Raw genomic sequence first — 25,486 nt, 5'->3', positions numbered from 1 at the left:
CGATCGAAAACGGGGGTCGTAAGGTGACACGTCGATGGGCGCTGCTCGCGGTCGTACCGGTGAGCGCCGCCGCCGGTCTGATGGTGCCGGCGGCGCCCGCGGCCGTGGCCGCGCCTGCGCTGGCCGCGGCGGCCACGTCCGGACCCGAGCTGTACGTCAGCAACAGGGACTGCGTGCCGAACGGTGACGGCAGCGTCGAGGCGCCGTTCTGCACCATCGGCGCCGCTGCCGCGGTGGCCGGGCCGGGCCAGACCGTCCTGGTCCAACCGGGGCAGTACCGGGAGACCGTCTCGTTCTCCCGCTCCGGCACCGCGACCGCGCCCATCACGTTCCGCGCGGTGAACACCCCGGATGGTTCCGTCCTGGTCGGCGGAACGACGGCCGTCACGGGGACCGTCTTCTCCCTGGTCGGCGTCCACGACGTCCGGGTCGAGGGCTTCACGCTCTCGACCGGTGACGAGGCGCCGGCGGTCGTGGTGGACGGCTCCACCGGCATCACGCTCGACGGTCTCGCCCTCCGGCACGCGTACGGCCCCACCCTGCTCCGGCTCACCGGCGCGTCGCGGGACGTCACGGTGAGCCGCAGCTACCTGCGGGGTTACAACCCGTTCGTGCCGGGCGAGCCGCTGGGTGGCGCGCTGTCCGTGGACGCCGGGGTGAGCGGTGCCGTCATCACCGCGAACACGTTCACGGAGAGCCGCCTGGTCGTCACCGACGCGCCGGGCACCGTGGTCACGGGGAACACGTTCGACACGAACTGCGGCGAGGGTGTCGTGGTGGCCGGAGCCTCCCCGGGCGTCGCCATCCGCAACAACATCGTCCAGACCGGCACCGGCGCCACCGCGGACCCGGAGTCCTGCGGCGAGTACGCCCCGGACGCCACCGCGGTGACCGTCTCGGCCGGGTCCACCCCGGAGACCGTGGTCGACCACAACCTCGTCGACCCGAGCTCCGGCGGCGTCCTCTACCGGTGGGGCGGCACCGACCACACCGACCTGGCGTCGTTCCGCGCGGCCACCGGTCAGGGCGCTCACGACATCGTCGCTGTGCCGCGGATCGAGCGTGCCGACGGGTACGACCGCAACTGGTACACCCCCTGGCCGAGCTCGCCCGCCGTGGACTCGGCCGACGCGGGCGCGCCCGGCGTCGTCACCACCGACTACCTGGGCAACCCGCACGCCGACCTGCCGGACGTGCCGAACAGCGGCACGGGCACCGGGTACCACGACCGGGGTGCTGTCGAGTACGTCGGTCGGGGCGGCGTGAGCGGCACCGGGATCCGCCGCCGGCCGGGCGGCGGGCCGACGGACGTGGTGGCGACCGTGACGCCCACGTACCCGTACCGCACGGACGGGCCGGGCGGTACGACCGCCTTCAAGTTCAGCGACGACCGGTTCTGGCGGGTCGGCACGGCGCGCGAGATGCGGCACACCTTCCGTCGGGGCGGCGTCGCCTCGGTGAGCGTGTGGGCGAGCTTCGTGCAGTTCAGCCGTAGCTACCGGAGCGTCGGCAACGTGTCGGCAGGGACGCTCTCCACGGTCGTCGGCACCCACTACACGCCGGTGGCACCGACCCGGGTGCTCGACACCCGGGCCGCCATCGGCGTCGGCACCACGACGCCGGTGGCCGCCAACAGCGAGGTCCTGCTCTCGCTGGACACCATCGGCGGCGTACCGGCGAGGGACATCACCGCCGTGGTGCTCAACGTGACGGTCACGCAGCCCACCGCGAACGGCTTCCTCACCGTCTACCCGGACGGCACCACACTGCCGAACGCGTCGAACGTCAACTTCGTGCCGAGGGAGACGGTGCCGAACCTGGTCACCGTGCCGATGAGCAACGGCCGGATCCGCATCCGGCACAGCGGCAGCGGGACGGTGCACGTGGTCACCGACCTCCAGGGCTTCTACGGCGCCGGGGGATCCGGGTACGCGCCGCTGCAGCCGACCCGGATGCTGGACACCCGGGAGGGGACGGGTGGTCCGTTCGCGGCCAACGGCACGCGGCAGCTGAACCTGTCCGCCAAGGTCCCGGCGGGCGCCACCGCCGCCGTCCTCAACGTCACGGTCACCAGGCCGACCGCGAACGGTGTGCTGAAGGTGTTCCCGGCGGGGTCGCCGGTGCCCGTCGCCTCCAACCTGAACTTCGTCACCGGGCAGACCATCCCCAACCTCGTGACGGTGCCGGTGGTGGGCGGCCGGGTCAGCATCCACAACCAGAGTTCCGGCACCACCCACGTGGTCGTGGACCTGGCCGGCTGGTTCGGGCCGACCGCCGCCGGCGCGACCCAGCAGTACGTGCCCATCGGTCCCATCCGGATCGAGGACACCCGCATCGGCAACTACCCGATGGGCCCGTGGGCGACGATGGGCACCACGCCCGTCCGCCACCGGGTGACCGACCCGAACGCTCCCCGGGCGAGCGCCGTGGTGCTCAACCTGACCGCCACCGGCCCCACCGCTGCCGGTGTCCTGGTGGCGTACCCGGACAGCGAGCGGCCCACGACGTCCAATGTCAACTTCGTGAAGGGGGAGACCGCGGCGAACCTCGCGGTGGTCAAGACCGCGTCGGACGGCTACTTCGACGTCTGGAACAGCAGTCCGGGAACGACGCACTTCGTGTTCGACCAGTCGGGCTACTTCGTGCCCCCGGCGTCCTGACCGGGCCCGGTGCCCCACCAGCGGCGGGACCGGTCAGCGGCCGGTCCGGCGCCGGCGACCGGCGTCCCGCCGGGTCACGACACCGCCGCGATCGGGGCCCACCCGCCCGACCACGCCGGTGTACTCTGCGCCGGCAGCACAGAGACTGTCGATACGTTCACGGGGGACGGTTGATGAGACAACGTCGTTGGGCGCAGCTCGCGCTCGTACCGCTGATCGGTAGCACGGGCCTGGTGGCGTCGGTGGCGCCCGCCGCCGTTGCCGCGCCGGCCGCATCGGCCGCGCCGGCCACCGCGACGGCCGCGGCTCCTCCCGACCTGTACGTGAGCAGCACGTACTGCTCCCGCGCCACCGCGGACGGCAGCGCCGACCTTCCCTACTGCACGATCTCGGCCGCCCTGGCCGTCGCGCAGCCGGGACAGACCGTGCTGGTGCAGCCGGGCAGCTACGCGGAGGCGGTCACCGTCACCCGTTCGGGTTCGAGCGGGGCGCCGATCACCATCCGGGCGGTCAACAGCCAGGGCGGCTTCGTCCGCCTCAGCGCGCCAGCGGGTAGCCGGGCGTTCACCCTGGCCGGCGTGCACGACGTGACCGTCGAGGGCTTCTCGGTACGCACGTCGGGTCCGGCCGAGTCGGTACTGGTCGACGGCGCGGCGCGGGTGACCCTGGACGACCTCACGGTTCGTCCCTCGACCGGCGCCGCCGGCGTACGGGTCACCGGCGCCTCGGACGGCGTGACCGTGAGCCGCGGCTGGTTCGCCGCCTCCGGCGCACCCGGCGTGGTGATCGGGGCGGGCGTGACCGGCGCCGTGGTGACCGGCAACGAGTTCCGGGGCGGCCTCACGGTGGACGGCGCGCCGGGCACCGCGGTCACGGGAAACACGCTGGTGACCGGCTGCGCCACGGGGGTCACGGTGACCGGCGCCTCGACCGGTGTGGCCATCCGGAACAACATCGTCTCGACCACCGACCTGTCGGGCGCCACGCCGGCCCCGTGCGCCGACCCGGCCGCCGCCACCGCGATCACGGTCTCCGCGGCCTCGGTACCGCAGAGCGCCGCCGACCACAACCTGATCGACCCCGCGAGCGGTGGGACGCTGTACGCCTGGGGCGACGCCACGTACACGGACCTCGCGGCGTTCCGCGGGGCGACCGGCCAGGGCGCCCACGATATCGCCGCCGACCCGAAGCTCAAGCCGGAGCAGGGCACCGAGCGGCCCTGGATCGCGCTCGACCCGACCTCGCCGGCGGTCGATTCCGCCGACGCGACCGCGGCCGGCTCCGGTCCTGTCGACATGCTCGGCAGGCCCCGCTCCGACGCGCCGGACGTGCCCAACACCGGCACCGGTTCCGGGTACCGCGACCGCGGTGCGGTGGAGGTGTCGAGCTCGATGCCGATCAACGGCTACGGCAGCGTCAGCCGGAAGGTGGGCGGCGGTCCGTTCGACATCGTCGCGCGGGCGGACGTCAGCTACTCGTGGCCGGTCGAGACGGTCGCCGGCACCTTCGGGTTCCGGCACCCGGGCGACAACTTCTACACCGTGAGCGGTAGCCCGGTCCACGAGGAGACCGTGCGGCGCGCCGGCCAGGCCTGCGTCAACATCTACGTGAGCTACGACGGCTACCGGACCATCTCCGCGTTCCTCCCGGGGCTCGGCGGCTGCGTGGTCGTCGGTGCCGCGTACAACCCGGTGACGCCGACGCGGCTCCTGGACACCCGCAACGGGACGGGTGTGGGGACGGCCGCGCGGGTCGCGCCGAACGCCGAGGTGACGCTCCCCATCGGGAGCATCGGTGGCGTGCCGGCGGCGGACATCAGCGCCGTGGTGCTGAACGTGACCGTCACCGAGCCGGCGGCCGCCGGCTTCCTCACCGTCTACCCGGACGGCAGCACGTTGCCGAGCGCGTCGACCGTCAACTTCGTGGCCGGCGAGACGGTGCCCAACCTGACCATCGTGCCGGTGACGAACGGGAAGATCCGGTTCCGCAACACGAGCAGCGGCAGCGTGCACCTGGTGGCCGACCTGCAGGGCTGGTACGGCGGCACCGGTTCCGGCTTCAAGCCGCTCACCTCGCCGGTCCGGGTTGCCGACAGCCGCGAGGGCACCGCCGGCCCGTACCCGCCCGACAGCGCGCGCGAGCTGGACCTCTCGGGCCGGGTGCCGGCGGGCGCCACGGCCGTCGTCCTCAACGTGACCGTCACCGCCCCGACGGCCAACGGCGTGCTCAAGGTGTATCCCGGTGGCTCACTCGTGCCGATCGCCTCGAACCTCAACTTCGTGGCCGGGCAGACGGTCCCCAACCTGGTGATCGTGCCGGTGGTCGGCGGCCGGGTGAGCATCTACAACCAGAGTTCCGGCAGCACCCACGTGATCGCCGACCTCGCCGGTTGGTTCGGCGGCGCCGGCTCGGGCGCCGACCAGACCTACGTGCCGTACGGGCCGCGCCGGATCGCCGACACCCGGGACGGCACGGGCCTGCCCAGCCGGCCCGTCGGTCCGGTGGACCCGAACGCGTACATCGGCGTCCCCTGGCCGGCCACGATCCAGCAGTGCTGCACCGAGCGCGTCACTGCTGTGGTGACCAACCTGACCGTCACGGCGCCCACCAAGGCGGGTGTCCTGATCGCCTACCCGTCCAGCGCGTCCCGGCCGACGGCGTCGAACGTCAACTTCGTGGCGGGGGAGACCGCCTCGAACCTCGCCGTCACCCGGATCAGCCCCACCGAGGGGCTGCGGCTGTACAACCAGAGTTCCGGCAGCACGCACGTGATCGTCGATCAGGCCGGCTACTTCATTGCCCCCGCCTCCTGATCACCGGACCGACGCCCGAGCCGGCGGCACCTCGTACGGGTGCCGCCGGCTCGGCGCTGGTTGCCCGGCTCGGCGCCGGTCGGGTGCCCGGGCGCCGAGCCGGGTGGCCCGGCGCCCGTTGCGCGGTCAGGCGCTCGGCTGGGCCGGGCCCACCACGGGCGACCACTCGCGTACCGAGGTCACCTCGACGCCCGGCGCCGTGTAGTACGGGTCCTCGGCGAGGATCTGATCGACCCTCACCCGGTCCCCGGTGAAGATCAGCAGAGCCCCCGAGTCGTCCGCCCAGGGGCCCGAGGCCAGGATGTCGCCGCCCGCGTACAGGACCTGCAGCCGCTCCCGGTGGGCCGGGCGGGCCTCGAGACGCCGCGGGTCGTCGCTGAAGGTGAGTTCGACACAGATCATGAGGAGTACGGTATGCGCCCCGTGGTGGCGCCGCTGCACCGCCGGACACACGTCCGCGGAACGACGGACACCGGCGCGGCCCGTCCGGTGATCAGCGGGTCAACCGCCGGCGCAGCCACTCCGGCTCGGGGTTGACCGTCGACTCGCCGTCCGCCACCACGGTGGGCACCGTCTCGTCGCCACCGGTGACGGCCCGCACCGCCGCCGCCCCGGCCGGATCGCTCCAGATGTTCACCCAGTACGCCCGCCGGGCGCTGTGGCCGAGCCGGAGCCGCAACCGCAGGCAGTACCGGCAGCCGGGCCGCCAGTAGACGATCGGCCGGCCGTCGGACGCGCTGCGCGCCCGCGCCTCCTCCGCCGTCACCGACCGCGGAAAGACCAGGGGCGACCACAGGACCGCCAGCGCCGCGAACACGACGAACCAGACGGCGCGGAGCCACGGCTCGTCCTGCGTGGCCCCGGCGACCACACCACACAGCAGTATCAGACCGGCAAGCCACCAACTCCGCAGCATGCCGTCGGATGCTAGTCACCGCGGCGACGGCCCTCCCGGCCGGCGGGTGTCGACGGGCGTACGGGTGCCCCGGCCGGAAACGAATCAAGGCCCCTCGCTGGAGGGGCCTTGACCTGCTCTGACCTCTGGTCGGGGTGGCCGGATTTGAACCGACGACCTCTTCGTCCCGAACGAAGCGCGCTACCAAACTGCGCCACACCCCGAGGCGTGCCGACAAATAGTAGCCCACCCGCTCCGGCGGTCAAACTCGGTACCCCCGCCCGTCGGGGCCAAGATCCTCACAAGATCCCGGAAGCAGTGGCCTTCCCACATCAGTCAGCGGGCGATCAGGGTCAGCACGCTCGCCTCCGGTGGGCAGGCGAACCGGACCGGTGCGGTCGGGTGGGTGCCGAGGCCGGCGGAGACGTGCAGCCAGGAGTCGGAACCCGGCCAGCGGTGCAGGCCGCGGGCCATCGTCCGGGGCAGCCCGCAGTTGGTGACCAGGGCGCCGACACCCGGCACGCACACCTGCCCGCCGTGGGTGTGCCCGGCGAGCAGCAGGTCGAAGCCGTCCGCGGCCATCTGGTCGAGCACGCGCGGCTCGGGCGAGTGCGTCAGCCCGATCGACAGAGCGGCCGACGAGGAGACCTTGCCGGACACCGAGGGGTAGTCGTCGCGCTCGATGTGCGGATCGTCGACGCCCACCAGGTCGATCGTGCGTCCGCCCGCCTTGATGGCGGTCCGCACGTTGTTGAGGTCCACCCAGCCGGCCCCGGTGAACACCTCGCGCAGTTCCTCGTACGGCAGCTCGACACCCTCGACGTACTCGCGGTCGGGCAGGAAGTACGTGAACGGGTTCTTCCAGACCGGGCCGGTGTAGTCGTTGGAGCCGAACACGAAGACGCCCGGATAGTCGAGCAGGGGCTGGAGGGCCCGCAGCACGCCCGGCACGGCGTCGGGATGCGCCATGTTGTCGCCCGTCACCACGACCAGGTCGGGGTCGAGCGCGGCCAGCGACGCCACCCAGCGCTGCTTGCGCGCCTGGTCGGGGGTCATGTGCAGGTCCGACAGGTGCAGGACGCGCAGCGGCTCCGCGTCGGTCGGCAGCACCGGCACGTCGTACCGGCGCAGCGTGAACATGTTGCGTTCGACGAGCGACGCGTACGCCAGGGTGGCCCCGCCCACGGCGGCGGTGGCGGCGGCGAGCCGCAATACTGTGCGCTTTCGCATGACGTTCAGGGTAGTTTGACCGTCCATGAGCACGCTGAAGGACCGCCTGACCGCGGACATGCGCACCGCGCTGAAGGCGCGTGACGAGCTGACCACCTCCACCCTGCGAATGGCCCTGGCCGCCGTGGGCAACGCCGAGGTCGCCGGCAAGGCGAAGCGCGAGCTCACCGACGACGAGGTGCTCGCGGTGCTGACCAAGGAGGCGAAGAAGCGCCGGGAGGCGGCGACCGCCTTCGCCGACGCCGGCCGCGGCGAGCAGGCCGCCAAGGAGACCGCGGAGGGGGAGGTGCTGGAGCGCTACCTGCCGAAGCAGCTCTCCGACGCCGAGCTGACCGAGCTGGTGTCGCAGGCGCTGGCCGCGGGCGGCTTCACCGGCAAGGCGCAGATGGGCCCGGCCATGAAGGCGGCGCAGTCCGCGGTGGCCGGCCGTGCCGAGGGGGGCCGGGTGGCCGCCGAGGTACGCCGACAGCTCGGCCTGTGACGTATCGTCCGGTCGGGGTGTGGCCGTTCCGACCCGGAGGTTCCCGGTGGGCTTGACCGGCACGAGGGCGGTGCACTGGATTCTCGCCGCGCTGCTCCTCGTGGCCTGGCTCGCCCTGTGGGCCGTCCGCCGGCGGATCCCGCTCTGGTTCTTCCCCGCCGCGCTCTGCCTGGCGGTCCTCTGCTTCCCCGCCGGAGTGCTGGCCGGGCGCGCGGAGACGGCGGCCGCCGGCTGCACGGCCGACAACCTGTGCTTCTCGATGCGCGAGGTCGACTGGTGGCTGAACGGCGCTCTGGCGATGCTCGCCTGCGGCGCCCTGGCGGCCGTGACGGTCGCTGTCGAACTGGGCCGGGCGGCGTCCCGGTACCTGTCCGGGAGGCCGGGGCCGGGGTGACGCCCACCGGTCCGGGTGGCCGGTCGGCGAATGGCAGCTGCCCCGCCGGGCCGCGGAACCGATGACACTTCGGCGGGGCCGCGGAACCGATGACACTTCGGCGGGGCCGCGGAACCGATGAATACGGAACGGGCGGGCACCCCTCGAGGGATGCCCGCCCGTTCCGGCGTCGGCGCTGGTCGGCTCAGCCGCCGGTGCGGCCGCCGCCGCGGCGACCGGGCTGGTCACCACCCGGGGTCGGTGGCGTGCCGCTGGTCGGCGGGGTGCCGCCGCCACCACCGCTGCTGACCTGGATGGTCACCACGCCGCCCTTGATGGTCCGGCCGCTCGGGCTGGTGCCGGCGACGGAGCCGGCCGGGCAGCTGGAGGTCACCTTCACGTCGGAGACGATCGCGTCGAAGCCGGCGCCCTCGATCCGCGACCTCGCGGTGTCGACCGACTGGCACTTCACGTCCGGGATCGAACGCTGGTCACCCTCGGATATCTTCTGGCCGGGCGGCTCGAAGTTGACCCGGGGCTTGCCCTTCATCGCGTCGCGCAGCGTCTCGTAGACCGGCGGGTTGATGCCGTTCGGGACGTCGTGGCCCATCTTGACGTTGGTCTGCGGCCAGTCCGGGTCGGCCATGATGCCGGCGACCGCGTACTGCTTGGTCATCGCCACGAGGGCCGAGGTCTTCTCGGAGTCGGTGGTGCCGGACTTCCCGGCGACCGGCGCGTCGACGATGCTCTTCACGTTCCGGGCCGTACGGCTGCCGCCGCACTTGCTGGTGCGTGAGTTGTCACCGACCGGGCAGCGGGCGGCGTCGACGGCGGCCCGTGCCACCTCGGTGCTGACCCGCTTCTCGCAGCGCGGGTTGGCGATGTCGAGCTTCTTGCCGTCCGGGTCGCGGATCTCCTGCACCGGGATGGGCTCGCAGTACTTGCCGTCGGCCGCGAGGGTGGCGTACGCGTTGGCCAACTCCAGCGGGGTGGTCGACGAGACGCCGAGGGTGAACGCGCCCCACTGGTGGGCGTTGTCCTTCGTGCTCGCGAAGTCGGCGTCGTTGCTGGCCCGGAACTGGATGCCCAGCCGCTTGGCGACGTCGACCACGTTCTCGGCGCCGACCTGCTGCTGCAGCGGCACGAAGTAGGTGTTGATCGACGCGGCGAACGCGCTCCACATGTTCTGCACGCCGCCGGCCTTGCCGCCGGAGTTCTTCGGGCAGTAGAAGTGCGTGCCCGGGCAGGCGGCCGGGCTGCGGCTGTCGATGATGTATTCGGACTTGAACGTCTGCGGCGCGTTGATCGTGTAGCTGAGCGGGATGCCCTTCTCCAGCGCCGCGACGATCGTGAAGATCTTGAACGTCGAGCCGGCCTGGTAGCCGGTGATGCCGTCACCGCCGGTGAGCAGCGGGTTCACCGTGTTGGGGTAGTTGCCGCGCTTGCCGTTGTTGCGCTGCTTGGGGTCGCTGTGCGGCTTGTTCTGCGGGTGGTCCGGGTCGTCGAGCTTGAAGACCCGGTTCACCGCGAGGGCCCGCACCCGGCCGCTGCCCGGCTCGACGACGGCCACCATGGCGGCTTCCTTGCTGTTCACGCTCTTGGCCTTGCGGACGGCCTTGTCCGCGCCCCGCTGCGCCTGCGCGTCGAGGCTGGTGACGATGGTGTAGCCGCCGCTCTTGAGCCGCCGCTCCCGGTCGTACGAGGTCGAGCCGAACGTCTCCTGCTGCAACCACCAGCGGTAGAAGTAGTCGCAGAAGAAGCCCCACTCCTTCACGTTCGTGGCCACGCAACCGTTCGGGGCCCGCTTGCCCTTGACCTCCAGCTTGGTGGCCTTGGCCGCGTCGGCCTCCTGCTGGGTGATGGCCTTGATGTCGACCATGTTGTCGATGACGTAGTTGCGCCGGTCCAGGGCGAGCGGCTTGCCGCTCTTGGTGGTCGGGTCGTTGGTGGTGGGGGCCTTCACCATGCCGGCGAGCAGCGCCGCCTCTTCGATCTTGAGATTCTTCGGGGACTTTCCGAAGTAGACCTGGCTGGCGGCGTAGATGCCGTAGGCGCCGTTGCCGAAGGAGGCGATGTTCAGGTAGCGCTCCAGGATCTCGTCCTTGGAGAGCTCCTTGTCGATCTGGATCGCGTAGCGCATCTCGCGCAGCTTGCGGGCGCTGGTGTCCTCGGTCGCGGCGACCACGTCGGCCGGGTGGGTGGCCGAGTAGGCGATGGCCAGCCGGACGTACTGCATGGTCAGCGTCGAGGCGCCCTGGCGGCCGGCGCCCTCGTTCTGGTTGTTGACGAAGGCGCGGGCGACGCCGTTGAGGTCGACGCCGTTGTGCTTGTAGAAGTCGTGGTCCTCGGCGGCGATGATCGCCTTCTGCATGTACGGCGAGACGTCGGCGAGCTTCACGTCGCGGCGGTTCTCGTCGTACATGGTGGCGAGCGGCGTCTTGCCGTCGGAGGCCAGCAGATAGGTGATCTGCGGGGCCCGGGCCACCGTCAGTTCCTTGGGCAGTGCGCCGAATGTCTCGGCGCCCGCCTTCGCAGCCAGTCCCGACATCGCCACCGCGGGGAAGGCCGCCGCTGCAACCACCACGCCGGCCAAGAGGCCACATATGAGCAGCGATGCGGTGTTGGTCAGCACATTGTGGTCACGTTTCCGCATCCAGGTCACCTCGACAGGGTACGCGAACAGGGAACGAGGGGCGCTGGGGCGTTCTTTCCCCATTTCCTGCGCGGGTTGCCCTCGTTGTGCTAAACGCACGACCCCTGGTGCGTGGTTGCGTCTGACCTGACGCGAAGTCTCCCTTGGGGGGAGGGGCCTTCGCAGCGTTTTCACGTTCCGGGGCGGGGTAAGCGGCGATCGACGGCCCGGGAAGCCGGGAGTGTCCGGAATGATGGATTTGGCCGACAACGTTGCGTAATCGGGTGACTACAGAGCATGATGGGGGGCGGCGACAGCGCCACATGTCGTCCGTGCCGCCTGGGGGAAGGCCGTGCGGGCGATCGGGGGGAATTGCCGGCTGACGCGTAACGAGTCGGTAGGTACTGCAAGGGGGGACGACTACACATGGGCATGATTGCTGACTGGCCGTCGCTGGCGGCGTGTCAGAACGGGGACCCGGACGCGCTGTTCGTACAGGGCGCCGAACAGAACGTGGCGAAGCGGATCTGCCGGAGCTGCCCAGTTCGGTACGAGTGCCTGGCCGACGCGCTCGACAACCGTATCGAGTTCGGTGTGTGGGGTGGCATGACCGAGCGCGAGCGGCGGGCGCTGCTGCGCCGTCACCCTCAGGTGACGAGCTGGCGCAAGATGTTCGAGGCGGCCATGAAGAAGAACGCCAAGGAGAAGGCCGGGAAGGACAAGATCCTGGTCACGACCGGCTGATCGCCGCGCCGATCGTCCGCAGCCCGTCGACGTCATGCACGTCGGCGGGCTGTGCTGTAACCGACACCGTCGGCACCTCGGGGAACGCCTCGGTGAACCGCGCGGCCACCTGCTGCTCGCGTACCGCCTGCCGGGCCAGCGCCGCGTGCGCCCGCAGCACCTCGACGGTGCCCTCGTGCCCACCCAGCTCGGCCAGCCGGTCCGCGGCGGCCCGGCTGGTCGCCGCGTCCAGCTCGGGCACCGCCGGCCGGTGCACCCGGTTGAGCACAAGGCCGGCCAGCGGCATCCGCTCCTCGCGCAGCCGGCCGGCGAAGTAGGCGGCCTCGCGGACCGCGTCCGACTCCGGCGCCGCGACCAGCAGGAAGGCCGTCTCCCGCGCCTGCAGGATGCGGTACGTCTGCTCGGCGCGCTGCCGGAAGCCGCCGAACATCGAATCCAGTGCCGCGACGAAGCCGGACAGGTCGGTGAGTAGCTGGGCGCCGAGCACCTTCTGCACGGCCTTCGAGAACATCCCGAACGACGCGGTGACCAGGCTGAACATGCTCCGGCCACCGCTGCGCGCCGGCGCGAGCAGCAGCCGCAGCATCCGCCCGTCGAGGAACCGGGACAGCCGGGCCGGCGCGTCGAGGAAGTCCAGGGCCGAACGCGACGGCGGCGTGTCGACCACGATGAGGTCCCACTCGCCCCGGGCGTGCAGCTGGCCCAGCTTCTCCATGGCCATGTACTCCTGCGTGCCGGAGAAGGTCGAGCTCATGGCCTGGTAGAAGGGGTTGGCGAAGATCTCCGCGGCCTTCGCCGGGTCGGTGTGTGCGAGCACCACGTCGTCGAAGGTGCGCTTCATGTCGAGCATCATGGCGTGCAGCTCGCCGCCGCTCGCCTCGACGTCGATGCCCTTCACCTGGCGCGGGGTGTTGTCCAGCTCGGTGAGGCCGAGCGACTGGGCCAGCCGGCGGGCCGGGTCGATGGTCAGCACCACCGTCCGGCGGCCGTGCCGCTCGGCGGCCCGCAGTGCCAACGCGGCGGCCGTGGTCGTCTTACCGACCCCACCGGCGCCGCAGCACACCACGATCCGGACGCCCGGGTCGGCGAGGATCTGGTCGACGTCCAGCGGAGGCGCCGCGTCTTCGGAAGGCACCAATCGAGCGTATCGGGCCGACTCGGTCCGCGCGCCCGTGCCGACGCCAGGTGTGAGTCAATCCGCCCGCAGGAGCGCGTCGGCGAGCGTGGCCAGCCCCGCCCGGTCGACCCCGTCCGGTAGCAACGGCAACTCGATCATCGGCAGCCCCAGCTCGACCAGGTCGGTGCGGAGGGAATCCTCCAGTTCCCGGCGGATGAGCTGGTCGCGTGCCTCGTCGTGCAGCCCGGCCACGGTCTCCTTGTCGGTCGGCAGCCCGGCGGCGACCAGCCCCCGCCGCAGCTCGGCGGCGCTCACCGCGCGGCCGGTCGGCAGCGGCGGCCGGGTGCCGTTGACGATGATCCGGCCCACCGGGAAGCCGTAGGAGGTCAGCTCCGCGATGGCGTCCACCGTCTCCTGGACCGGCATCTCCTCGAGCAGGGTGACCACGTGCACCGCGGTCATCGGCGAGCGCAGCAGCGCCGCGACGCCCTCGCTCTGCGTCTTGATCGGGCCGACCTTGGCCAGCCGGGCCGTCTCCGCGGTCACGTTGAGGAACCGGCCGATCCGCCCGGTCGGCGGGGCGTCCAGCACCACGGCGTCGTACACCCGCCGCTGGTCGACGGTGCGGGTCGTGGCCTCCTTCGCCTTCCCGGTGAGCAGCACGTCCCGCAGCCCTGGGGCGATCGTGGTGGCGAAGTCGATGGCGCCGAACTTGCGCAACGCCCGGCCGGCCGCGCCGAGCCGGTAGAACATGTCCAGGTACTCGAGGAGCGCCTCCTCGGCGTCCACCGCGAGGGCCCGCACCTCGCCCCCGCCGGGTGCGGCGGTCAGGTGCCGCTCCTCGTACGGCAGCGGGTCGATGCCGAACAGCTGGGCGATGCCCTGCCGTCCCTCGACCTCCACCAGCAGCGTGCGCCGACCCCCGGCGGCCAGCGCCATCGCCAGCGCCGCGGCCACACTCGTCTTGCCGGTGCCGCCCTTGCCGGTCACGACATGCAGACGGGCCGGCCACCCGGTGCCGGCCGGGTCGGTCGGCCGCTCAGCTCCTCGCACCCGTCGAGCCTATCCAGCCGCGGCCGTCAGGCGACCTCGCAGACCCACCAACCCGTCTTCCGCACCACGGTGAAGCGCAGATCCTGGTCGGCCACCTTCTCGTCGGTGGTGGTCATGGTCACCTTCGTCGAGACGGTGGCCCGGTCACCGGTCTGGTTGTCGACCTTCGGGGTGGTCCAGCGGAAGCGGGGGTTCTGGTACGCGGCGGCGTACTTCTCCACCTCGGCCACCTTGGCGGCGATCTTGTCGTCGTCTCGGGCGGAGGCGCAGACGAGGGTGGCGGCCTTCGCCGCGTCCCGCTCCTTGTAGACCGCGGTCAGGAACTCGTCCACCGCGACGGCCGGCTCCTTCGCGCCCTCGCCGGTCTCCACGTTGCGCAGGGTCAGGAACGCGGTGACGCCGCCGCCCACGCAGAGCACCAGGACCACCACGAGCGCGACGGCCGCGATCAACGCGCCGCGCTTCTTCTTCGGCGCGGGAGGCGGCGGGAACGGCGGGTAGCCCGGCGGGGGTGCCGGGACCTGCGTCGGCTCGGGCAGCGGCGCTCCGGCCGGCGGTGCTCCGCCGGGCAGGTGCCCGGCCGGCGGCGCTCCGACGGGCAGCGGACCGGCCGGCGGCGGCCCCGCCGGCGACCCGGGGGCGACCGGCCCGGGAGGCGGCACGGCGCCCGGCTGCCCCGGGGCCGCCGGGGCGGGGGGCTGCCCGGCGGCTTCGGGACGGGCCGGCGGCACGGCCGGCGAGCCGGTCGGGTCGCCGCTGGGTGGCTGGGTCATCTCTTCCCCCGGGGGTGCGTCGCTCGCGCCACCCGGCGCCGAGCGTGAAGTCGAGCGGGCGGCCCGCGCGCGCCGCCCGACCGGAAGGGTAACGGTCGATCCCGACCGTGCTGTCGCCCCGTGGTGGCCGGCTGCGATGGGAGCGCGACCACGCTTCGCGACGTACGCGGCATCTGTCACATATGTGACTGGTGCGGCGCGGGGAGCGCGCGTCCTGTTGGCGGGACTCCGCCAGCGGACCTACCGTCGTGCCGGCGCGGGGGGAACCGGGGCCGGGCGTGTCCCGGACCGGCACAGCAGGGACTTGACCAGGTACAACGCCCGGAGGCAGTGCATGCGCGACGCGGACAACATCCCTCGATCCCCGTTCCCGGCGAACCATCGGGTGAGCCGGACCGGCGTCGGGGAGAGCGAGGGGGCGGCGGTCGGGAGCCTGCCCGTCAACGAGCGGTCGTACCGCCGGATCTCGGAGCCGGTCGAGGTCGTGCGGGCGCGGGCCGGGTCCGCCGGGCCGGGGCGGGAGGACGAGGAGCCCGGCTTCGTGATCCACCTGCCGATCCGGGTGCCCGACCTGGCGGCGGCCACCGCCCTCGCCGGCCGGATCGCGGTCTCCCTCGGCTTCCTGCCCGAGCTGGACGCCGGCGAGACGACGGTCTCCAACGCCGACGACCAGAACAACCGGTACCGGGTCTTCTGCGACCTTCTGCTGCCCGACCGGACGCGCTGCCCGCAGCGGTACGAGCACACCGGCCCGTGCGGGGAGGTGCCCTCGGCGCCCGAGCAGCGTCCCGCACCCCGGCCCTCCGCCGGCCCGTAGGCTGTCCCTCGAACGATCCGCGTATCGAGGGAGCCCTGCACCGATGCAGAAGTGGGAGTACGCCACGGTCCCGCTGCTGGTCCACGCGACCAAGCAGATTCTCGACAACTGGGGCGAGGACGGGTGGGAACTCGTCGCCGTGGTGCCCGGTCCGAACCCGGACCAGCTCGTCGCCTACCTGAAGCGGCCCAAGGCATGAGCAACGGGCCGCACGCGAAGCTCGCCGAACTCGGGCTCCAGCTGCCCGAGGTCGTGCCTCCGGTGGCCAGCTACGTGCCGGCCGTCCAGTCCGGCCGGCACGTCTACGTCTCGGGGCAGCTCCCCATGGCCGAGGGGAAGCTGCTCGCCACCGGCAAGGTCGGCGCGGGCGTCTCCGCCGACCAGGCGAAGGACCTGGCCCAGCGGTGCGCGCTCAACGCGCTCGCCGCGATCGACTCGCTGGTCGGCCTGGAGAACGTCGTGAAGGTGGTCAAGCTGACCGGCTTCGTGGCGTCCGCGCCGGGCTTCACCGGCCAGCCGGCCGTGATCAACGGCGCCTCCGACCTGTTCGGCGCCGTCTTCGGCGAGGCCGGCCGGCACGCCCGCAGCGCCGTGGGCGTCGCCGAACTGCCTCTCGACGCCCCCGTCGAGGTCGAGGTCATCGTCGAGGTCAGCTGACCCGACCGGCCCCGCCCGCCTCCCGCCTCCGGGCCGTCGCGCGACGAACGTCGTGAACGGGTACAAACCCGGGAGCGGTGCCCGCAAGATCGCGGGGAGTTGCGGGCGGGGCCGTACGATCGCAGCCATGACCGGGCACGTGACCGCGCCGGCGGCAGCGCTCGCCGACCAGCTGCCGGGCTGGGTGGCGCTCCTGCGCGCCCCGAACCCGGGGCCGATGACGCTCGACGGCACCAACACGTGGGTGCTGCGCGCGCCCGGCGCGGAGCACGCCGTGGTCGTCGACCCGGGCCCGGCGGACGAGGCGCACCTGGCCGCGATCGCGGCGCGCGGTCGGGTCGGGCTCGTGCTGATCACCCACGGCCACCCCGACCACACCGAGGGCTCCGACCGGCTCAGCGAGCTGCTCGGCGGGGCCCCGGTCCGCGCGGCGGACGCGGCGCACACCGTCGCCGGCGCGCCGCTGACCGCCGGGGTCTTGCCGGAGACGCCGGGGCTGGTCGTACGGGTCGTCCCGACCCCGGGCCACACCAAGGACTCGGTCTGCTTCCTCGCGGAGCACGCCGGCGAGCGGGTCGTTCTCACCGGCGACACCATCCTCGGGCGGGGCACCACCGTGGTCGCCCACCCGGACGGGCACCTCGGGGACTACCTGACGAGCCTCGACCTGCTCTCGGCGTACCGGGGCGTACCGGCGCTGCCGGGGCACGGCCCGGCGCTCGCCGACTGCGGCGCGGCGGCCGACTTCTACCTGGCCCACCGCCGCGCCCGGCTCGACCAGGTCCGGGCGGCGGTCGCCGCCGGCGCCGGCACCCCGGCCGAGGTGGTCGCGGCCGTCTACGCCGACGTGGACCGGTCGCTCTGGTGGGCGGCCGAATGGTCGGTACGCGCGCAACTGGAGTACCTCGGTGTGGAGATCCGGGAATCCGGAGCCGGGGGTGCGGAGTTGGAGCAGCCGTGACCTGCCCGGTGTGCGGAACCGTAGCCGTCCCCGGCGCGCGGTTCTGCCACAACTGCGGCGCCGCGCTACCGGCCGCCGCGACGCTGCCGGCCGCCGAGCGTCGCGTGGTGACCGTTCTCTTCGGAGACCTCTCCGACTTCACCTCCTGGTCGGAGGACCTGGACCCGGAACGGGTCGGGGCGGTCACGGACCGGGTGCTCGCCGCGCTCGCGGGCGCGGTGAAGACGTTCGGCGGGCACGTCGACAAGCTGACCGGCGACGGGATCATGGCGGTCTTCGGCGCGCCCGTGGCGCACGAGGACGACGCCGAGCGGGCCGTGCGCGCCGCGCTCTCCATGCAGCGGGCGGTGCGCCGGGTGCTCGACGACGAGCGCGGCGGGGGTGCCCCGCTGGGCCTGCGCGTCGGCCTCAACACCGGTGACGTGATCGCCGGCATCCAGGCCGCGATCGAGTACACGGTCATCGGCGACACGGTGAACACGGCGGCCCGACTCGCCGACGCCGCCGCCGTGGGCGCGGTCTACGCCGGCGCCCGCACCGCGGCCGCCACCCGGCACGTCGCCTCCTGGCGGGCGCTGCGGCCCCTGCGCCTCAAGGGCAAGCGCGAGCCGGTCGAGGCGTACGAACTGCTGGGTCTCCTGGACGCGCCCGGGACCCGGTCCGGTCTCGGTGACGAGGCGCCGTTCGTGGGCCGGGAGACCGAGATCGGGCGGATCGCCGGCCGGCTGGCCGAGGTGATCGACCGTGGCGAGCCACGGGTGCTGCTGATGACCGCCGAGGCGGGCATCGGGAAGTCGCGGTTCGCGGCCGAGGTGGAACGCCTGGCCGCCGGGTACGACGTGGGCGCCGGTCGGTACGCCGCGCACACCGGCGCCCGGGTGCTCTCGGTCCGCTGCGCCGCGTTCGGCGAGCGGCGCCGGCTCGCCCCGCTCGCCGACCTGGTCCGCGCTGCGGTCGGCCTGCCCACCGACCCCTCGACGGCGCTGACCCGCCCGGCCGTGGAGGAGCGGCTGCGCCGGCTCGGCCAGCGGCTGGCCCGCGGCGCCGACCCGGTGCCGATCGCCACCGACCACCTCCTCGCCCTGCTCGGCTACGCGGAGCTGCCCGCCGGCGGCCCGACCGACCAGGGCGAGTGGAGCGCCACCCTGCCGCCCGCCGACGCCGAGGCGGTGCCGAACGCGGTCGCCGACCTGCTCAGCGCGCTCGCCGTGGAGGCGCCGCTGGTGATGATCGTGGACGACCTGCACGACGCGACCGCCGAGACGATCCGCGTGCTCGGTACGACCCTGTCCCGGCTCAGCGGCCCGGTGCTGGTGCTGCTGCTGGGCCGTCCCGAACTGGTCCGCACCGCCGGGGCACTGACCCGGGTCTCCGAGGCCGAGGTGCACGTGCTCCCGCCGCTGCGGGGCGCCGACGCGGCCCGGTTGCTCACCAGCTACCTCGGCGGCGGCAAGCTGCCCCAGGCCGACGCCGACCGGCTGCTCGCCACCGCCCAGGGCAACCCGTTCTACCTGGCCGAACTCGTGACCCTGCTCATGGAGCGGGGCGCGCTCACCGCGGTCGGCGACCGTGGCGGCCCGTCGAGCGCGACGTGGCGGTTGGTGCCCGGCTCGCTGGGCAGCCGCCTGCTCTCCCGGGACCTCGCCGCCGTCCTGGCCGCGCGCATCGACGCGCTCCCGCCGGACGCCCGGTCGATCCTGCGCGACGCCGCGGTCGTCGGCGACACGGTGCCCGGCGGCGCTCTCGAGGCGCTGCGCGAGCAGCACGCCGGGCGGGACGGACGGCCGGCCGCCGTGGTCGCGGTGGAGTTCGAGCGGGCCGTCGACGAGCTGCTGCAACGACGCATGCTGCACCGCACCCGCACCGGGTTCGCCTTCGCCACCCCACTCATGCGGGAGGCCGCGTACGCCGGGGTGAGCAAGGCCGAGCTGGCCGAGCGGCACGCGGCACTCGCCCGCTGGGCGGCATCCGGGTCGGCCGGTGACGACGCGACGCCCACCCCGACGGGCGCCTTCACCGAGGCCGACCGGGACGACTTCGTGGCTGCCCACGTCGAGCGGGCCGCCGCGCTCGCCGACGCCGTGAACCTGCGCCCGGACGCGCCGGCCCGCGCGGTGGTGCCGCTCGGGGTCGCCGCGCTGGGGCGGGCCGCCCGCCGCTCGCTCTCCGCCGGTGAGCCGGAGCTGGCCGTCGAGTACGCCGAGCGCGCCGCCGACCTGGCCCCCGACGGTGTGCCGGCGGCCGACCGGGTGGTGCACGCCCGGGCGCTGCTCCAGATCGGCCGGGTGGCCGACGCGCTCGCCTCGGCCGAGAAGATCGCCGCGAACGCCGGTGAGGAGGCCACCCGGGCGAGCGCGCTGCTGCTCGCCGGGCAGGCGCACCAGACGCTCGGCGACCAGAGCCGCGCGGTGACCGCCTGGCAGGAGGCCCTTCAGGTGGCCACCGCCGGTAAGCTGCCCACGCTGCGCGCCTCGGCGATGCGCCGGCTCGGCATGGCCGACTTCGTGGCCGGGCGGCTGGGCCAGGCGAGCAGCCGGCTCGCGGCCGCCTACCAGGTGAGCCTCGCCGCCGAGGACGGGCGGGGGCAGGCGTGGTCCTTGCAGAACCTGGCGTGGGTGACCACCACCCGGGGTGACTTCGCGGGCACGGACGCAGTGCTGGGCCGAGCCGCCCGGCTCTTCGCCGAGCTGAAGGACCCGTACGGGCGGGCGTGGCTGCGCGGCACCACGGCGTACGCCCGGCTGCTGGCCGGACGGCTGCGCGAGGCGTGCCGGCTGGCGCGCGTCTTCCTGCCGTTCGGTGAGCGGGTCGGCGAGGCGTGGGCGGTCGGCACGCTGCGGGCGGTCGAGGCGTACGCCACCGCGGAGCTGGGCGAGCTGGGCGACGCGGACCGGGAGGCCCGGCGGGCGTACCGGGAGTTCGCCGCCGCCTCGGACGACTGGGGGCGCGGGTTCGCGCTGGTCGTACGGGGTGTGGTGGCGCGTGGCCTGGGCGAGCCGGAGCACGCGGCGGACCTGCTCGGCGACGCGATGTCGTACGCCGCCCGGACGGGCCACCCGCTGCTCACCGGGATGGCCGGCACGCTGCGCGGGTTCGTGGCGCTCGACATGGGCGACGTGGCGGCCGCCGAGCGGGACGCCCGGGCGGTGCTCACCGCCGTCGAGCCGCACAACCCGCAGGCGCCGGCCCAGGTGGCGCCGCGGGTGCTGCTGGCCACCGCGCGGCTCGCCGCCGGTGACCCGGTCACCGCCGTGGGGCTGCTCGCCCCGGTGGCCACCGCGGCCGGGACGACGCCCTCGCTGCTCTTCTCCCGCCGCCAGGCGATGGCCCGCTACGCCTCGGCGCTGCTCGCGCTCGGCCAGCGCGAGCAGGCGCTGGACTGGGCCCGGCGGGCCGTGGCGGTGCCCGCGGAGGACGTCCGCAGCCAGGTGATCGGGGCGATGGTGCTGGCCGAGGCGCTGGCCGCCACCGGCCGCCGGGCCGAGGCGCTGGCCTGCGCCGAGGAGGCGGTCCGCCTGGCGTACGCGACCGAGCAGCGCAGCGAGCGGCAGGCGGCCGACGCCCTCCGGGCGCGCCTCGCGGCCGACTGAGGCGGCCTCGGCGCGCGGTCTGCCGGTTTCGCCGATGGTGCCCGGGACGGGCGGCGGCTAGCGTGGCGGCGTCTACGCGGCGGTCCACTGTGGCGGCCGCACCGGTACCTGGGGAGGGCCGACATGAAGCTGCCACGGTCCGTGGCCGGCTGGACGATCGCCGTGTTCGGCGTGCTGGCACTCGTGATGGGCGCGGTCGGGTTGATCTGGCCCGAGGCGCTGCTGCGGTCGCTCGGTTTCGAGGTGCCGGCCGCCCGGGCGTCGGGGGACCACACGGGCACCTTCCTCATGGCCTCGTCGATGGCGTCGTTCAACATGGGGGTCTACTACCTGCTGGCGACTGCCACCGAGTGGCGCGCCTTCTACCGGTTCACCGTCGTGTTCCGGCTGGTGACCTTCACCGTCTTCAGCATCGCGGTGCTGGCCGACATCGCTCCGGGCCGGTTCTTCGGGGTGGCCGCCTGGGAGGGCGCTGGTGCGGTGGCCACCGCCGTCGGGCTGTGGTGGGACGCTCGGCGCGCCGCCGGCGGAGCCCCTGCCGGGCGGGCCACCTCGCCGGCCGTCGGCGCTGGTGGGGACGGGTCCGGAGCCCCCGGTGAAGCCCCCGCCGCCGACGCGGTCCGCTGAGCCGTCGGGCCGGTTGGGTATTTTCGAAGCTGTGACCGACACCCCGTCCGGCAGCCTGCCGGTACCCGTCGTGCCCGGTCTGACTGATTTGCGCGTGTTTGCCCGGGGTGGTTACGCCACCGTCTACCAGGCCACCCAGATCTCGGTGGGTCGCGAGGTGGCGGTCAAGGTGGAGAACCGCACGCTCGACAGCGAACGCGACCAGGCCCGGTTCCTGCGCGAGGCACGCGCCGCCGGCCGGATGTCGTCCCACCCGCACGTGGTGGATCTCTTCGACGTCGGCGTCACCGTCGACCAGCACCCCTACCTGATCATGGAGCTGTGCGACGGGTCGTACGCGGAACGGATGCGCACCTCGCCGCTGGACGCGACCGAGGCGCGTGACCTCGGCATCAAGATCGCCGACGCGCTCGCCCACTCGCACGCCGCCGGTGTGCTGCACCGCGACGTGAAGCCCGCGAACATCCTCTACTCGCACTTCAACCCGGCCGTGCTGGCCGACTTCGGGCTGGCCGTGCTGGCCGAGGTGCGCGACCCGACGGTCACGTTGGAGGTGCTGACCCCGGCGTACGCGCCGCCCGAGATGTTCAACCACAGCCCGCCGTCCCCCGCCGTGGACGTCTACGCGCTCTGCGCGACCCTCTACGCGGTGATGCACGGGCGACCGCCGCGCTGGCAGTCCGAGCGCAACCCGAGCCTGGTCACCGTGCTCGAGATGTTCAACCAGCCGATCCCCGGGCTGCCCGGGGTCCCGGACGAGCTGATCGACGTGCTGCGCGCCGGGATGGCGAACGACCCCGCCGACCGGCCCACGGCGGTCGAACTCCGGGGGATGCTCTCCGCGCTGCCGATCGGGCCCGCCGCGGCACCGGTCAGCGGCACCCCGGGCGCGGGCCTGCCGGCCGGCGGGTCCCACGCGTCCGGCCCGTACGCCGCCGGCCGGGCCGCGCAGCCGCTGCCCCGCCCGCCGGGCGAGGACGCCCACCCGACGCTCCCCACCCCCGATCCGGTGGGCGGCCGGCGGTGGCGTCGGCGCTGGTTCCTCGGCGGCGCGGGTGTCCTCGCGGTGGCCGCTGCGGCGAGCGCCGGCGCCTGGGTGGCCACGGCCACCGACACGCCCGGCCCGACGCCGTCGGTGAGCCGGGTGGCCGCGCCCGCGGCCGACGGGATGCTGCCCGGCTGCACCACCGGCTCGGGAGCGGCGGCCGAGCTGCCCGCGGGAGCCCGGTGCGTTCCCCATCTGGAGTGCTACGGGCCGGTGCGCGTCCGGGGCACCCGGGCGGAGGCGACCCAGGTCTCCTGCGACGGCCGGCACACCTGGGAGACGTACGCCGAGGGTCTGCTCCCGGTGAGCCTCGTGGGCGCGGGCTACGCCGACGTGGCCGCCGATCCGAGCGTCCGGACGGTGTGCAGCCCCACGACCTTCCGGCTCACCACGCGCATCGACTCACCGGCCGGCTGGCACCTGGAGGTGCTGCCGCCGGTCGAGGGCGACGTCGACCGGACGTTCCGCTGCCTGGCGGGGCGCGGGGTCGATGCGCTGGTCGGGCCCACGCTCACCGGTCACTGACACCCGCCCGGCCCGGCCCGCCGGTCACACGCGCGTCCACCCGGCCGGTCACGTGCGGCGGCCCGGCCCGCCGGAGAATGGGCCCACGCCCGGCCCGCCGGTCCCGCCCGGCGTGCCCCGCCGGTCACGGACGGCCCGCAGCGCGGCGCGGCTGTCCAGCGCGTCCAGTGTGTCCGCGTCGACGCCGGGCGGCTCGGGCGGCGACGGGAACGGTGCCGCCGGCGTCATCGGCTCGCGGGCCGCCCGGGCCGCCGACACCGACACCCCGGCGACGATCGCGAGCAGGAGACAGAGCAGGGCCAGCGCGACTCCGAGGAAGTCCTGCCGCCGCAGGACGACGAGCGTCACCAGCAGGGAGAGCGCGGCAAGCGCCGCGACGACCGCCAGCGTCCGCGCGTCGAGCCTGGGCAACCGCTTCATGCGTCCAGCATGTCCGCCCGCCTCTGGCTGTCAACATCGGACCCGTGGGAACATCGGCAGCGTCACGGAAGACGAGAACGTTACATCCCCCCGGCGATTGTCTGGTTTGCGCGCGTTTTGCGGGCCGCATTCATTGCCTGCGATCCCTAGAGTGACGGGAGGTCGAGCGTCGTCTCGGCCGTCCCTGTCGTCCAGCGGAAGGCGTCCACATGCCACGACGAACCCGGTCACTGGCCGCAGCAGGAATCGCCGGCGTCATCCTCGCCGGATCGGCGGTCGCGCCCGCCGTCGCCGCACCGGTCGGAGCCGGTTGGGGCAGACCTGCGACGACCGACAGGACGAGCCCCACCGAGGCCCGTCGCGTCGACCGGGTGCCCACACCCCGGATCGACTGGTACCCCTGCTACGACTACGCCGAGTGCGCCACCGTCCGCCTCCCGCTCGACTACGACAAGCCACACGGCGCCACCACCGAGATCGCCGTGCTCCGGGTCAAGGCCCGCGACCAGGAGCGCCGCATCGGCAGCCTCTTCGTCAACCCGGGCGGCCCGGGCGGCCCCGGCACCGACATGGCGCTCGCCGCCCCCTATTACCTGGGCGACGAGGTGCTGGACCGGTTCGACATCGTGGGCGTCGACCCGCGCGGGGTGGGCAGCAGCCAGCAGGTGCGCTGCTTCGCCTCCGTGAAGGACCAGACCCGCGCGTACGCCGGGCTGAACGTGGCGTTCCCGTGGACCAGGGCCGAGGAGAAGGCGTACGTGGTTGCGTCGAAGGCGGTCGGCCGGGGCTGCTCGACAACGGGTCGCCCGCTCTCCGGCGCCATGTCCACGGCCGAGGTGGCCCGCGACATGGACGTGCTGCGCCGGGCCGTCGGCGACCGGAAGCTCACCTACCTGGGCTTCAGCTACGGCAGCGTGCTCGGGCAGTACTACGCCAACATGTTCCCGGACCGGGTGCGCGCCCTGGTGGTCGACGGCGTGCTCGACCCGCGGGCGTGGGTGGGCCAGGGCCGCGACCGGGGCCTGCTCCAGGAGGACCGGATGCGCAGCGCGCAGGGCGCGTCCCGGGCCCTGCGCGAGATCCTGGCCCGCTGCGACGCGGCCGGCGCGTCGGCCTGCCCGCTGGCCGGCGGGGCCGCCCGGGCGTACGAAACCGTGGCGCAGCGGCTGCGCGCCGCGCCGCTGGTCATCGAGGACCCGGATCTCGGCTCCGTCACCATCCGCTACTCCGACTTCGTGGGCGCCAGCCTCAGCGCGCTCTACGACCCGGCCGGCTACCAGCAGGTCGTCGCCATCACGGCCGAACTGCTGGCGCTGACCGACCCCGCCACGGCCGCACCGGCCCGCGAGCGGGCCCGCGCCGCCGTGGTGCGGCTCGCCGCCGAGGCGCGCCAGCAGGCCCGCCGCTACGACTTCCCGTACGACAACAACCTGGAGACCTTCCTCGGCGTGGACTGCACCGACGCCAACCACCCGACGGACGCCGCCTCCTGGCCGGAGCGGGCCGCGCGGGCCGACCAGCGGGACCCGTACTTCGGCCGGGCCTGGGCCTGGGCCACGTCGCCCTGCGCCCGGGACACCTGGACGGTCCGCGACGAGGACGTTTACACCGGCCCGTTCGACCGCCGCACGAGCGCACCCGTGCTCGTGGTGGGCAACTACTGGGACCCGGCGACGAACTACCGGGGCGCGGTGAGTTCGGCCGCGCTGCTGCCCAACAGCCGGCTGTTGAGCAGCGACAGCTGGGGGCACACCGCGTACGGCACGTCGGCCTGCGCGACCGGGGCGATCGACGCGTACCTGGTGCGCGGCACGCTGCCGGCACGCGGCACGGTGTGCACCGGCGACGTGCAGCCCTTCGCCGAGCCGGTGGGCGGTCCGGCCGCCGACCGGGCGGAGACGGCGAAGCGCACGCTGGCGGGCCAGGGCGCTCCGCGTCGGGGCGAGCCCAAGCGGCTGCCGCCCGTGGTGGCGCCGCTGCCGGCGGTGGGCACGCTCACCGTCCGGTGAGGACCCCGGGGTACGGCGGGCGATCGGGCGCCCGCCGTACCCCGGCTCCGTAGCGCCGCGGAAT

The 25,486-nt window shown here is 73.8% G+C and carries 21 protein-coding genes and 1 tRNA gene; 13 read left to right on the top strand and 9 right to left on the bottom strand.

Features of this window, described 5'->3' with window-relative positions; translation table 11 throughout:
• The first annotated feature begins 23 nt into the window (after positions 1 to 23).
• Together D7193_RS21540 and D7193_RS21535 are read left to right on the top strand one after the other, a co-directional pair.
• Positions 24 to 2,660 (top strand): right-handed parallel beta-helix repeat-containing protein, encoded by a 2,637-nt coding sequence (locus tag D7193_RS21540; protein ID WP_120781267.1) that lies wholly within the window; start codon positions 24 to 26, stop codon positions 2,658 to 2,660.
• A 173-nt stretch (positions 2,661 to 2,833) separates the two neighbouring features.
• Positions 2,834 to 5,473, top strand: coding sequence for a right-handed parallel beta-helix repeat-containing protein (locus tag D7193_RS21535; RefSeq protein WP_120781266.1), 2,640 nt, complete (start codon positions 2,834 to 2,836; stop codon positions 5,471 to 5,473).
• A gap of 126 nt (positions 5,474 to 5,599) precedes the next feature.
• Here D7193_RS21535 and D7193_RS21530 read toward each other — a convergent pair whose 3' ends face one another.
• The 4 genes from D7193_RS21530 to D7193_RS21515 form a co-directional block, all read right to left on the bottom strand.
• Positions 5,600 to 5,875 carry a YciI family protein gene (locus D7193_RS21530; protein ID WP_120781265.1) on the bottom strand — a complete coding sequence of 92 codons (276 nt, stop codon included), beginning with the start codon at positions 5,873 to 5,875 and terminating at the stop codon, positions 5,600 to 5,602.
• Between the two features lie 91 nt (positions 5,876 to 5,966).
• Positions 5,967 to 6,389 (bottom strand): glutaredoxin domain-containing protein, encoded by a 423-nt coding sequence (locus D7193_RS21525; RefSeq protein ID WP_120781264.1) that lies wholly within the window; start codon positions 6,387 to 6,389, stop codon positions 5,967 to 5,969.
• A 126-nt stretch (positions 6,390 to 6,515) separates the two neighbouring features.
• A tRNA-Pro gene (locus D7193_RS21520) sits at positions 6,516 to 6,592 on the bottom strand.
• Between the two features lie 112 nt (positions 6,593 to 6,704).
• On the bottom strand, positions 6,705 to 7,598 hold the full coding sequence (locus D7193_RS21515) for a metallophosphoesterase (RefSeq protein WP_120781263.1): 894 nt from the start codon (positions 7,596 to 7,598) through the stop codon (positions 6,705 to 6,707).
• A 25-nt stretch (positions 7,599 to 7,623) separates the two neighbouring features.
• Here D7193_RS21515 and D7193_RS21510 point away from each other — a divergent pair, with 25 nt between their 5' ends.
• Positions 7,624 to 8,079, top strand: coding sequence for a GatB/YqeY domain-containing protein (locus D7193_RS21510; protein WP_120781262.1), 456 nt, complete (start codon positions 7,624 to 7,626; stop codon positions 8,077 to 8,079).
• A 52-nt stretch (positions 8,080 to 8,131) separates the two neighbouring features.
• Entirely contained in the window at positions 8,132 to 8,473 is a 342-nt protein-coding gene (locus D7193_RS21505) for a hypothetical protein (RefSeq protein ID WP_147434426.1), read from the top strand.
• A gap of 184 nt (positions 8,474 to 8,657) precedes the next feature.
• Here the strand turns inward: D7193_RS21505 and D7193_RS21500 are convergent, their stop codons facing one another.
• Positions 8,658 to 11,105 carry a penicillin-binding protein gene (locus tag D7193_RS21500; protein WP_120781260.1) on the bottom strand — a complete coding sequence of 816 codons (2,448 nt, stop codon included), beginning with the start codon at positions 11,103 to 11,105 and terminating at the stop codon, positions 8,658 to 8,660.
• Between the two features lie 405 nt (positions 11,106 to 11,510).
• On the opposite strand from D7193_RS21500, the gene D7193_RS21495 reads away from it, so the two are divergent.
• Complete coding sequence (locus D7193_RS21495) at positions 11,511 to 11,828, top strand: WhiB family transcriptional regulator (RefSeq protein WP_120781259.1); 318 nt, start codon at positions 11,511 to 11,513, stop codon at positions 11,826 to 11,828.
• Here the strand turns inward: D7193_RS21495 and bagB are convergent.
• Genes bagB through D7193_RS21480 form a run of 3 tightly spaced genes read right to left on the bottom strand, consistent with a single transcriptional unit; the run spans position 11,815 to position 14,771 of the window.
• Entirely contained in the window at positions 11,815 to 12,966 is a 1,152-nt protein-coding gene (gene bagB / locus D7193_RS21490; protein ID WP_174242690.1) for an ArsA family ATPase, read from the bottom strand. The two genes, D7193_RS21495 and bagB, sit on opposite strands and share 14 nt — an antisense overlap.
• Positions 12,967 to 13,020: 54 nt before the next feature.
• Complete coding sequence (gene bagA, locus D7193_RS21485; protein ID WP_120781258.1) at positions 13,021 to 13,998, bottom strand: ATPase BagA; 978 nt, start codon at positions 13,996 to 13,998, stop codon at positions 13,021 to 13,023.
• A 26-nt stretch (positions 13,999 to 14,024) separates the two neighbouring features.
• Positions 14,025 to 14,771, bottom strand: a complete 747-nt coding sequence (locus tag D7193_RS21480; RefSeq protein ID WP_241563236.1) for an Rv0361 family membrane protein — start codon at positions 14,769 to 14,771, stop codon at positions 14,025 to 14,027.
• 334 nt (positions 14,772 to 15,105) lie between these two features.
• On the opposite strand from D7193_RS21480, the gene D7193_RS21475 reads away from it, so the two are divergent.
• The 7 genes from D7193_RS21475 to D7193_RS21450 all read left to right on the top strand — a co-directional run bounded on the left by D7193_RS21475 (position 15,106) and on the right by D7193_RS21450 (position 22,993).
• Positions 15,106 to 15,588 carry a hypothetical protein gene (locus tag D7193_RS21475; protein WP_120781257.1) on the top strand — a complete coding sequence of 161 codons (483 nt, stop codon included), beginning with the start codon at positions 15,106 to 15,108 and terminating at the stop codon, positions 15,586 to 15,588.
• Between the two features lie 43 nt (positions 15,589 to 15,631).
• A complete protein-coding gene (locus D7193_RS33750; RefSeq protein ID WP_174242689.1) occupies positions 15,632 to 15,787 on the top strand; it encodes a Sp36 family protein in 156 nt (51 codons plus the stop codon).
• The gene (locus D7193_RS21470) at positions 15,784 to 16,245 is read left to right on the top strand and encodes a RidA family protein (protein WP_120781256.1); all 462 of its coding nucleotides are present in this window, start codon (positions 15,784 to 15,786) and stop codon (positions 16,243 to 16,245) included. The genes D7193_RS33750 and D7193_RS21470 overlap by 4 nt, the downstream gene beginning before the upstream one ends.
• Before the next feature lie 127 nt (positions 16,246 to 16,372).
• Positions 16,373 to 17,206: an MBL fold metallo-hydrolase gene (locus D7193_RS21465; RefSeq protein WP_120781255.1), complete on the top strand. Its 834-nt coding sequence runs from the start codon at positions 16,373 to 16,375 to the stop codon at positions 17,204 to 17,206.
• On the top strand, positions 17,203 to 20,796 hold the full coding sequence (locus D7193_RS21460; protein ID WP_120781254.1) for an adenylate/guanylate cyclase domain-containing protein: 3,594 nt from the start codon (positions 17,203 to 17,205) through the stop codon (positions 20,794 to 20,796). The genes D7193_RS21465 and D7193_RS21460 overlap by 4 nt, the downstream gene beginning before the upstream one ends.
• A 123-nt stretch (positions 20,797 to 20,919) precedes the next feature.
• Positions 20,920 to 21,423 carry a hypothetical protein gene (locus D7193_RS21455; RefSeq protein WP_241563234.1) on the top strand — a complete coding sequence of 168 codons (504 nt, stop codon included), beginning with the start codon at positions 20,920 to 20,922 and terminating at the stop codon, positions 21,421 to 21,423.
• A gap of 31 nt (positions 21,424 to 21,454) precedes the next feature.
• Positions 21,455 to 22,993 carry a serine/threonine-protein kinase gene (locus D7193_RS21450; RefSeq protein WP_120781253.1) on the top strand — a complete coding sequence of 513 codons (1,539 nt, stop codon included), beginning with the start codon at positions 21,455 to 21,457 and terminating at the stop codon, positions 22,991 to 22,993.
• Positions 22,994 to 23,041: 48 nt separating this feature from the next.
• Here the strand turns inward: D7193_RS21450 and D7193_RS21445 are convergent, their stop codons facing one another.
• Positions 23,042 to 23,413: a hypothetical protein gene (locus D7193_RS21445; RefSeq protein WP_120781252.1), complete on the bottom strand. Its 372-nt coding sequence runs from the start codon at positions 23,411 to 23,413 to the stop codon at positions 23,042 to 23,044.
• Between the two features lie 209 nt (positions 23,414 to 23,622).
• Between D7193_RS21445 and D7193_RS21440 the strand changes: the two genes are divergently transcribed.
• On the top strand, positions 23,623 to 25,422 hold the full coding sequence (locus tag D7193_RS21440; protein ID WP_120781251.1) for an alpha/beta hydrolase: 1,800 nt from the start codon (positions 23,623 to 23,625) through the stop codon (positions 25,420 to 25,422).
• Positions 25,423 to 25,486: the final 64 nt, after the last annotated feature.

The organism is Micromonospora costi, assembly GCF_003626655.1.
GTDB classification, from domain to species: domain Bacteria; phylum Actinomycetota; class Actinomycetes; order Mycobacteriales; family Micromonosporaceae; genus Micromonospora; species Micromonospora costi.
The sequence above is the reverse complement of the archived record's forward strand: the minus strand, read 5'-3'. Positions and strand labels throughout refer to the sequence as shown.

Coding starts and splice junctions, on each gene's coding strand:
- D7193_RS21470 (WP_120781256.1), top strand. CDS start 15,784: ATGAGCAACGGGCCGCACGCGAAGCTCGCCGAACTCGGGCTCCAGCTG.
- D7193_RS21515 (WP_120781263.1), bottom strand. CDS start 7,598: ATGCGAAAGCGCACAGTATTGCGGCTCGCCGCCGCCACCGCCGCCGTG.
- D7193_RS21455 (WP_241563234.1), top strand. CDS start 20,920: ATGAAGCTGCCACGGTCCGTGGCCGGCTGGACGATCGCCGTGTTCGGC.
- D7193_RS21465 (WP_120781255.1), top strand. CDS start 16,373: ATGACCGGGCACGTGACCGCGCCGGCGGCAGCGCTCGCCGACCAGCTG.
- D7193_RS21495 (WP_120781259.1), top strand. CDS start 11,511: ATGGGCATGATTGCTGACTGGCCGTCGCTGGCGGCGTGTCAGAACGGG.
- D7193_RS21445 (WP_120781252.1), bottom strand. CDS start 23,413: ATGAAGCGGTTGCCCAGGCTCGACGCGCGGACGCTGGCGGTCGTCGCG.
- D7193_RS21500 (WP_120781260.1), bottom strand. CDS start 11,105: ATGCGGAAACGTGACCACAATGTGCTGACCAACACCGCATCGCTGCTC.
- D7193_RS21530 (WP_120781265.1), bottom strand. CDS start 5,875: ATGATCTGTGTCGAACTCACCTTCAGCGACGACCCGCGGCGTCTCGAG.
- D7193_RS21510 (WP_120781262.1), top strand. CDS start 7,624: ATGAGCACGCTGAAGGACCGCCTGACCGCGGACATGCGCACCGCGCTG.
- D7193_RS21535 (WP_120781266.1), top strand. CDS start 2,834: ATGAGACAACGTCGTTGGGCGCAGCTCGCGCTCGTACCGCTGATCGGT.
- D7193_RS33750 (WP_174242689.1), top strand. CDS start 15,632: ATGCAGAAGTGGGAGTACGCCACGGTCCCGCTGCTGGTCCACGCGACC.
- D7193_RS21440 (WP_120781251.1), top strand. CDS start 23,623: ATGCCACGACGAACCCGGTCACTGGCCGCAGCAGGAATCGCCGGCGTC.
- D7193_RS21475 (WP_120781257.1), top strand. CDS start 15,106: ATGCGCGACGCGGACAACATCCCTCGATCCCCGTTCCCGGCGAACCAT.
- D7193_RS21525 (WP_120781264.1), bottom strand. CDS start 6,389: ATGCTGCGGAGTTGGTGGCTTGCCGGTCTGATACTGCTGTGTGGTGTG.
- D7193_RS21480 (WP_241563236.1), bottom strand. CDS start 14,771: ATGACCCAGCCACCCAGCGGCGACCCGACCGGCTCGCCGGCCGTGCCG.